The organism is Streptomyces sp. W16, assembly GCF_033194735.1.
Lineage (GTDB): Bacteria > Actinomycetota > Actinomycetes > Streptomycetales > Streptomycetaceae > Streptomyces.
Window position 1 is genome coordinate 25946 of record NZ_JAWOAI010000041.1, and the last position, 7000, is coordinate 32945.

Consider the following 7000-nt stretch of genomic DNA (forward strand, 5'->3'; position numbering starts at 1 on the left):
CGGTTGTACGAGCCGTTACTTCGGCCTGTGCGAATTCACAGCCGAGCACTAGGTTCGGCACAGCACGTACCCACCCTGCCTTCGCACGATGGCCGGGTGACATCTGCCACCGATCCACACCCCCACACCGAACCCGCGTCCGCCGACTGGCCGCCGCCGGCCCCACCCGAGACGGCACCGCCCGAGAAGGCGCCGCGCTGGTCGCTGCCCGCGCTGATCGCGATCATGGTCCTGGCCGCGGTGCTGTACTCCTGGAACCTCTCCGGCTCCAGCATGAACAGCTTCTACAGCAGCGCCATCTACAGCGGCACGCAGAGCTGGAAGGCCTGGTTCTTCGGCTCGCTGGACGCGGGCAACTTCATCACGGTCGACAAGCCGCCCTTCTCCCTGATGGTGATGGGCCTGTCGTGCCGGATCTTCGGCTTCGGCACCTGGCAGATGATGCTGCCGGAGGTCGCCGCCGGGCTCGGCACGATCTGGATCCTGCACTCCTCCGTGAAGCGGTACTTCGGCCACGTGGCCGCGACCATCGCGGCCCTGGTCCTCGCGCTCACCCCGATCACGGTCGCCATCAACCGTGACAACAACCCCGACACCCTCCTCGTCCTGCTGATGGTGGCGGGCGCCGCCCTCGGCCTGCGCGCCGTGCGCACCGAGAAGCTGCTGCCGCTGATCGGCTCCGCGGTCTGCTTCGGCTTCGCCTTCAACACCAAGCTCCTCCAGGGCTACATCGCGCTGCCCGCCGTCTTCGCCGTGTACCTGTTCGCGTCGAAGCTCGGCTGGAAGAAGAAGCTCGTCCAACTGGCCCTGGCCACGGTCGCGTTGGCCGTCTCCAGCTTCTGGTGGGCCACGGCCGTCTCCCTCGTCCCCGCCTCCGACCGCCCCTACATCGGCGGCTCGACGGACGGCACGGCCTGGGACCTGATCATGGGCTACGACGGCTTCGGCCGCGTGTTCGGCGGCGAGGGCAACGGCGGCGGAGGCGGGGGTGGCGGCGGAGGCGGTACGTTCGCCGGCACCGCGGGCCTCGGCCGTATGTTCAACGACATCCTCGGCGGCCAGATCTCCTGGCTGCTCCCCTTCTCCGCGATCGCCCTGATCGCCGGCCTGGTCCTGGTCGGCCGCGCCCCGCGCACCGACGCGACCCGCGCCGCGCTGGTCATGTGGGGCGGCTGGACGCTGCTCCACTACGTCACCTTCAGCATGGCCCAGGGCACGATGCACCCGTACTACACGACCGCGCTCGCCCCGGGCATCGCGGCGCTGTGCGGTGGCGGCGGCGTCATGCTGTGGCGCGCCTTCCGCAGCGGCGACGCGCGCTGGTCCTGGGTTCTTCCGGCCGGCCTCGCGGTCACCGGCCCGGGCCGCCTCTCCCTGGACCACGCGCTCGGCCACGCGGTGAACCGGGGCTGGATGGTCCCGGCCGCGCTCGCGGTGACCGGGGCGGCGACGGCCGTGGTGGTCGGCATGCGGAACAGGCGGGTGCGGGAGGGGGCGGAGTTCGGGCAGGAGACGCTGTTCGACGAAGCGGATGCGGTCTTCGGCAAGTAGGACGCGGTTCGACGGGCGGGGCGTCGATGAGCCGGGCCGTGATGACAGGCTGGGCCCATGAGTGATCAGAAGGACCAGCCCGCCGAGCTCTGGGCCCACATCGAGGACCTCTGGGCCTGGGTGGACGCCAACCGTCCCCTCGACGGCCGAGAAGGTCTGCTCCTGCGCATCCTGAAACTGTCCGAGGAGGTCGGCGAGGTCGCCGAGGCCGTGATCGGGGCGACCGGCCAGAACCCGCGCAAGGGCGTCACCCACACCTGGGACGACGTCCAGAGCGAACTGTGCGACGTCGTCATCACCGCACTGATCGCGCTGCGCACCCTGACCCCCGACACGCAGGAGGTCTTCGCCCGCAACCTGGCCCGGGTCATGGACCGCTCCCTCGGCCCGTCCGCCGTTGTTCACCCCCAGGACCTGCCCGCGCCGCGCGGAGTTGGTGAGATCCGCTGAGCCTTCTCGTCGACACCGAGCCGACGAAGGGGTCCCCGTGCAGGACTACGTTTTCTCCAGCGGAGTTTCCGATGGAATTTCCTCCAACGGAGTTTTCTCCAACGGTCGCAGGACGGTCGCCGTGGCGGGCACCTGCCTCGCCCTGACCGCCCTCGGCCTGGGCCTCGGCCCGAACAGCCAGGCGCACGCGGCGAGTTACGGCACACCGACCATCTCCCTGTCGGCCGCCTATCTTTCGGGCGCGGTGGGCGGAGTCGGCGATCCGACGGTCCAGGTGACGGTCGCCCAGAGCGGCGCGGACGTCAGCGCGTTGACCGTTGTCGCGAGCAAGAGCAGCAAGACGTCCGTGGCGCCGACGAGCGCGGTGTCCGTCACCGGCACCGGCACCACCCGCCAACTCGCCGTCACGGCCGCCGCGCAGGGCTACACGGACCTGACGGTGAAGGTCACGGGCCTGGGCGGCAAGACGGCCACGAAGACCCTGCACTACGCGGCCTCGGCATCCGTCCAACAGCCCACCGACACCCGCTACTTCACCGGCTCCAGCGACGCCTCCGCCGCGGTCGACGTGGGCGGCGGCTATGTCGTCGTAGCGGATGACGAGTCCAACGTCCTTCGCCTGTACGACCGTTCAACCTCCGGCGCCCCGGTCAGGACCTGGGACTTCAGCGACGACATCGGCGTCGACAAGGAGATCGACATCGAGGGCGCGGCCCGCGTCGGCGACACGATCTACTGGACCGGCTCGCTCGGCAACAACAAGGACGGCGAGTACAAGGCGGCCCGCAACACGGTCTTCACCACCGAGGTGACCGGCAGCGGCGCCAACACAGCACTCTCCTACGGCAGTTCGTACGGCAAGCTGCGCGACGACCTGGTGGCGTGGGACAAGGCGAACGGCAACAGGTACGGCTTCGCGGCGGGCACCGCGGACGGCGAGATCCCCAAGGAGATCGACGGATTCAACGTGGAGGGCCTGGAGTTCGCCCCCAACTCGACGACCACGGCGTACGTCGGTTTCCGCGCGCCGCTGGCCCCGGCGGTGGCGGGCGGCAAGGCACTCCTCGTCCCGGTCACCAACATCGACAAGGTGGTCGCGAACGGCACCGCCGCGACCTTCGGCACGCCGGTCGAGCTGGACCTCGGCGGTCTCTCGGTGCGCGACATCCGCAAGAACGCGGCGAACCAGTATCTGATCGTCGCCGGTTCCTGGGCCGCCGACGACAACTCCGACCCGTACGCCCTGTACTCCTGGACCGGCAGCGCGGCCGACAAGCCGGTCAAGCTGCGCGACCTGCCGACCACGGACCCGGGCGCCTGGGAAGCCGTCGTAGACGTACCGGACCTGACGGCCTCGGGCGCCCGCGCCCAGCTGATCACCGACGACGGCGCGGCCGACCTGTACGGCGACGGCACCGAGGCGAAGGACCTCTCGTACCCGGAGTGGCAGAAGTCGCGCTCGACCTGGTTCACGGTCACCGGCTGACGGCGGCTGACGCGCGCCCTGCCGGGAGGCCGGGCGCGCGTCACCCTGGCACCCTGGTTCCCGACAACAACGTCGAGGACGAAAGCCGAGTCATGACCACCGAGAAACTCACCGTAGGCGTCCTGGGCACCGGCATCATGGGCGCCGCGATGGCCCGCAACCTCGCCCGCGCCGGACACACCGTCCACGCCTGGAACCGCACCCGCGCCAAGGCCGAACCCCTGTCCGCCGACGGCGCGCACGTCACCGACACCGTGGCGGAGGCCGTACGCGACGCGGACGTGATCCTCACCATGCTCTACGACGGCGACGCCGTACTCGAAGTGATGCGCGAGGCCGCCCCCGTCCTGCGCCCCGGCGCCGCGTGGATCCAGTCGACGACGTCGGGCCTCGAATCGGTGGGCGAACTGGCCGCGTTCGCGGGCCGCCACGACCTGGTCTTCTACGACGCCCCCGTGCTCGGCACCCGCCAGCCCGCCGAGGCCGGTCAGCTGACGGTCCTCGCGGCGGGCCCGGAGTCCGGCCGCGAGACGGTGACCCCGGTCTTCGACGCGGTCGGCGCCCGCACGATGTGGGTCGGCGAGGACGGCGCGGCGGCCACCGCGACCCGGCTGAAGCTGGTGGCCAACAGCTGGGTGCTGGCGGTGACGAACGCGGCCGGTGAAGCCCTCTCGCTGTCCAAGGCCCTGGGCGTGGACCCGCAGAGCTTCCTCGACCTCATGGCCGGCGGCCCGCTCGACATGGGCTACCTGCACGCCAAGTCCGCCGCGATCCTCAACAACCAGCTGACTCCGGCGAGTTTCGCGGTCACGACGGCGGAGAAGGACGCCCGGCTGATCGTGCAGGCGGGTGCGGCGCACGGCGTACGGCTGGACGTGGCGGCGGCCGGCGCGGAACGGTTCGCGCGGGCCGCGGCACAGGGGCACGGGGACGAGGACATGGCGGCGGCGTATTTCGCGAGCTTCGAGGCGGAGAAGGACGAGGACGGGACTCCGGGCGACTGAGCGTCACCATTGCGTCACAGGCAACACACAGGCGGAACCTCGGATACGACTGATCTGTCTCCCTCCGCGAGCGCCGGCGAAGGCCGGCCCGTGCACAGCAAGTTCGGGGGACGTCATGCAGAAGAGCAGCATCCGCAGGGCCGTGATGGCGGTGGCCGCGCTGTCGGCGGCGATGGTGATGACGGCGTGCCAGCCGGGTGACTCGGAAGGCGGGTCCGGCGGATCCGGCGGATCCGGCGGATCCGGCGGATCCGGCGGGTCCTCGGACTCGCCGACCGCCACCGCCTCCCCCATCTCCTCCGGGTCCACAGGCTCATCCGGGTCCACCGGGTCCACCGGGTCCACCGGGGCAACAGGCTCATCCGGGTCCACGGGAACACCGGGTTCTGCGGGAACCGCAGTGAAGAGCTGTGCGGCAACTGCCCTGAAGGCGAGCGCCTATCAGGCCGCCGATCGCCCTTCCGGTACCGGAACCGGAGCGGCGATCGTCCGGTTCACCAACACCGGCGCCAAGGCCTGCGTCCTCCAGGGGCACCCCACCGTCGCCGGTGCGGCGAACGGCTCCCCCGAGCTCAACGTCCCCCTCCAGGTGACCCCCGTCGGCTCCGCCTCCCCCGTGAAGCTCGCCCCCGGCGGCAACGCCTGGCTGAAGCTGACTTTCGTGCAGGTGCAGGGTGAGGGGGACGGATACTGCAAGTCCGGTTCGGCGCCGGTGGTCTATCCGACGATGGTGATCGGTCTGCCGGCCGCCGGGAAACACCAAGTCGCCCTGGACGACGGGCAGTTCGCGGAGTGCGACGGCACGTTGACCGCGACGGCCGTATCGGCGACGAAGCCTTCCTGACCCGGCCGTACGGCTACTGCACCGGCTGGCGGTCCCCCGACGCCTCCACCGCCAGCCCCCGCATGACGTGTTCGAGAAGGGCGAGCAGGACCGACTTCACCGACTCCCGGTCGCGGGCGTCGCACAGCACGAGCGGGATGTCGGGGGCGAGGTCGAGGGCGGTGCGGATCTCCTCGGGGTCCTCCTCGCAGATGCCGTTGAAGCAGTTGACGCCCACGGCGAAGGGGATGCCGCGGTGCTCGAAGAAGTCGACGGACGGGAAACAGCTCTCCAGCCGCCGGGTGTCGGCCAGCACGACCGCGCCGAGCGCGCCGCGGGACAGGTCGTCCCACATGAACCAGAACCGGTCCTGCCCCGGCGCCCCGAAGAGGTACACGACGAGGGCCGAACTCAGCGTGATCCGGCCGAAGTCCATGGCGACCGTCGTCGTGGTCTTCTGCTCCACGCCGGCGAGGTTGTCGATGCCGACGCTGGCCTCGGTGATGAGTTCTTCGGTACGCAACGGTGTCGTCTCGCTGATCGCGCCGACGAGCGTGGTCTTGCCGACGCCGAAGCCGCCCGCGACGAGGATCTTGGCCGTGGCGGCGTTGGGCGCGACGGCGACGGCGCGGGAGCGGCTCGCGCGGGGGTCAGATTCTGCGAATTCCATCGATCACTGCCTGGAGGAAACGGGCGTCGGGAGTACCGGCCGCGGTGGGCGGGGAGACGGAGACGAGTTCGTTGTCCAGCAGGTCATCGAGGAGGACCCGGATCACCGCGACGGGCAGATCGAGCCGGGCGGCGACCTCCACGAGCGCCGTCGGGGTGCGGCAGAGCGCGAGCAGCCGGTTCTGTTCGGGCTGGAGGCGCTGGTCGCGGGTCGGTGGCCGGACCGTGCTGATCAGGGTGATCAGCTCGACGCCGGAGTGGGCGGTCGGGGTCCGGCCGCCGGTCACCGTGTACGGACGGACGAGCAGCGCGGGGTCTTCGTCCGCCCAGGGATCTTCCTCTGACCAATGTCTCATTCATGCTCACCCGCGAAGGGCACACCGCTGTACTCCGGGAACCGGGGGGCCGCGCTGAGGAACTGCCCCACCTGCCGTACCACCATGGTCATTTCGTAGCCGACGTTGCCGACGTCGACCTCGGACGTGGCGAGTACGGCGAGCCGGGCGCCGCCGCCGGCGGTGGTGACGAAGAGAAACAGATCGTCCATCTCAATGACGGTCTGCTGCACCCGGCCACCGCCGAAGTGGCGGCTGGTGCCGAGCGCGAGCGAGTGAACACCCGAGGAAATGGCGGCGAGTTGCTCGGCGTCGTCCTGGGCGAGCTTCTCGGAGGAGCCGACGAGGAGTCCGTCCTCCGACAGGACGATGGCGTGCAGGGTCTCGGGGATCCGCTCGATCAGGTTGTCCAGCAGCCAGGCCAGTCCGCCGTGCGTGGAGTTGGGCGCAGTCATGGGTTGTTCCTTGTCGGACGGGGACGGGTGGGCAGCTGACGCCGCTCGGGCGGGGCCGTGGGCCGGGTGGCCGGCGGGAACTCGTCCTGCGGGGCGGCCGGGCGGCCGGGCGCAGAGACTTCCCCGCGCATCGACGAGGGCCAGGCGGGCATGGGCACTTCCTCCTGGGCGCGGGCCCGGCGGGTGCCGTCCCGGAGGGCGGCGAGCATCGAACGCGCCTAGATCGG

Annotated in this window: 8 protein-coding genes and 1 pseudogene; 5 read left to right on the forward strand and 4 right to left on the reverse strand. The window is 70.6% G+C overall.

Going from position 1 to position 7000, the window contains the following annotated elements:
* Nucleotides 1-96: 96 nt before the first annotated feature.
* The 4 genes and pseudogenes from R6V09_RS08280 to R6V09_RS08295 all read left to right on the forward strand — a co-directional run.
* A pseudogene (locus R6V09_RS08280) lies at nucleotides 97-1359 on the forward strand (glycosyltransferase family 39 protein); the annotation flags it as partial.
* 249 nt (nucleotides 1360-1608) lie between these two features.
* Nucleotides 1609-2001 carry a MazG-like family protein gene (locus R6V09_RS08285; RefSeq protein ID WP_317880700.1) on the forward strand — a complete coding sequence of 131 codons (393 nt, stop codon included), beginning with the start codon at nucleotides 1609-1611 and terminating at the stop codon, nucleotides 1999-2001.
* Between the two features lie 121 nt (nucleotides 2002-2122).
* On the forward strand, nucleotides 2123-3487 hold the full coding sequence (locus R6V09_RS08290; protein ID WP_317880701.1) for a hypothetical protein: 1365 nt from the start codon (nucleotides 2123-2125) through the stop codon (nucleotides 3485-3487).
* A 53-nt stretch (nucleotides 3488-3540) separates the two neighbouring features.
* Nucleotides 3541-4491: an NAD(P)-dependent oxidoreductase gene (locus R6V09_RS08295; RefSeq protein ID WP_442809997.1), complete on the forward strand. Its 951-nt coding sequence runs from the start codon at nucleotides 3541-3543 to the stop codon at nucleotides 4489-4491.
* A 3-nt stretch (nucleotides 4492-4494) separates the two neighbouring features.
* On the opposite strand, the gene R6V09_RS08300 is transcribed toward R6V09_RS08295, so the two are convergent.
* Entirely contained in the window at nucleotides 4495-4863 is a 369-nt protein-coding gene (locus R6V09_RS08300; protein WP_317880703.1) for a hypothetical protein, read from the reverse strand.
* Nucleotides 4864-4891: 28 nt separating this feature from the next.
* Here R6V09_RS08300 and R6V09_RS08305 point away from each other — a divergent pair, with 28 nt between their 5' ends.
* Complete coding sequence (locus R6V09_RS08305; RefSeq protein ID WP_317880704.1) at nucleotides 4892-5335, forward strand: DUF4232 domain-containing protein; 444 nt, start codon at nucleotides 4892-4894, stop codon at nucleotides 5333-5335.
* A 13-nt stretch (nucleotides 5336-5348) separates the two neighbouring features.
* Here R6V09_RS08305 and R6V09_RS08310 read toward each other — a convergent pair whose 3' ends face one another.
* The 3 genes from R6V09_RS08310 to R6V09_RS08320 are packed head-to-tail and all read right to left on the reverse strand — an operon-like array spanning nucleotide 5349 to nucleotide 6773.
* Entirely contained in the window at nucleotides 5349-5984 is a 636-nt protein-coding gene (locus R6V09_RS08310; RefSeq protein WP_317880705.1) for a GTP-binding protein, read from the reverse strand.
* Nucleotides 5965-6339, reverse strand: a complete 375-nt coding sequence (locus R6V09_RS08315; RefSeq protein ID WP_317880706.1) for a DUF742 domain-containing protein — start codon at nucleotides 6337-6339, stop codon at nucleotides 5965-5967. Before R6V09_RS08315 ends, R6V09_RS08310 begins: the two co-directional genes overlap by 20 nt.
* The gene (locus R6V09_RS08320; protein ID WP_317880707.1) at nucleotides 6336-6773 is read right to left on the reverse strand and encodes a roadblock/LC7 domain-containing protein; all 438 of its coding nucleotides are present in this window, start codon (nucleotides 6771-6773) and stop codon (nucleotides 6336-6338) included. Before R6V09_RS08320 ends, R6V09_RS08315 begins: the two co-directional genes overlap by 4 nt.
* Nucleotides 6774-7000: the final 227 nt, after the last annotated feature.

Excerpts from the sequence above, each read along its gene's own strand:
- R6V09_RS08285 (WP_317880700.1), top strand. The coding sequence starts at position 1,609 with ATGAGTGATCAGAAGGACCAGCCCGCCGAGCTCTGGGCCCACATCGAG.
- R6V09_RS08310 (WP_317880705.1), bottom strand. The coding sequence starts at position 5,984 with ATGGAATTCGCAGAATCTGACCCCCGCGCGAGCCGCTCCCGCGCCGTC.
- R6V09_RS08315 (WP_317880706.1), bottom strand. The coding sequence starts at position 6,339 with ATGAGACATTGGTCAGAGGAAGATCCCTGGGCGGACGAAGACCCCGCG.
- R6V09_RS08320 (WP_317880707.1), bottom strand. The coding sequence starts at position 6,773 with ATGACTGCGCCCAACTCCACGCACGGCGGACTGGCCTGGCTGCTGGAC.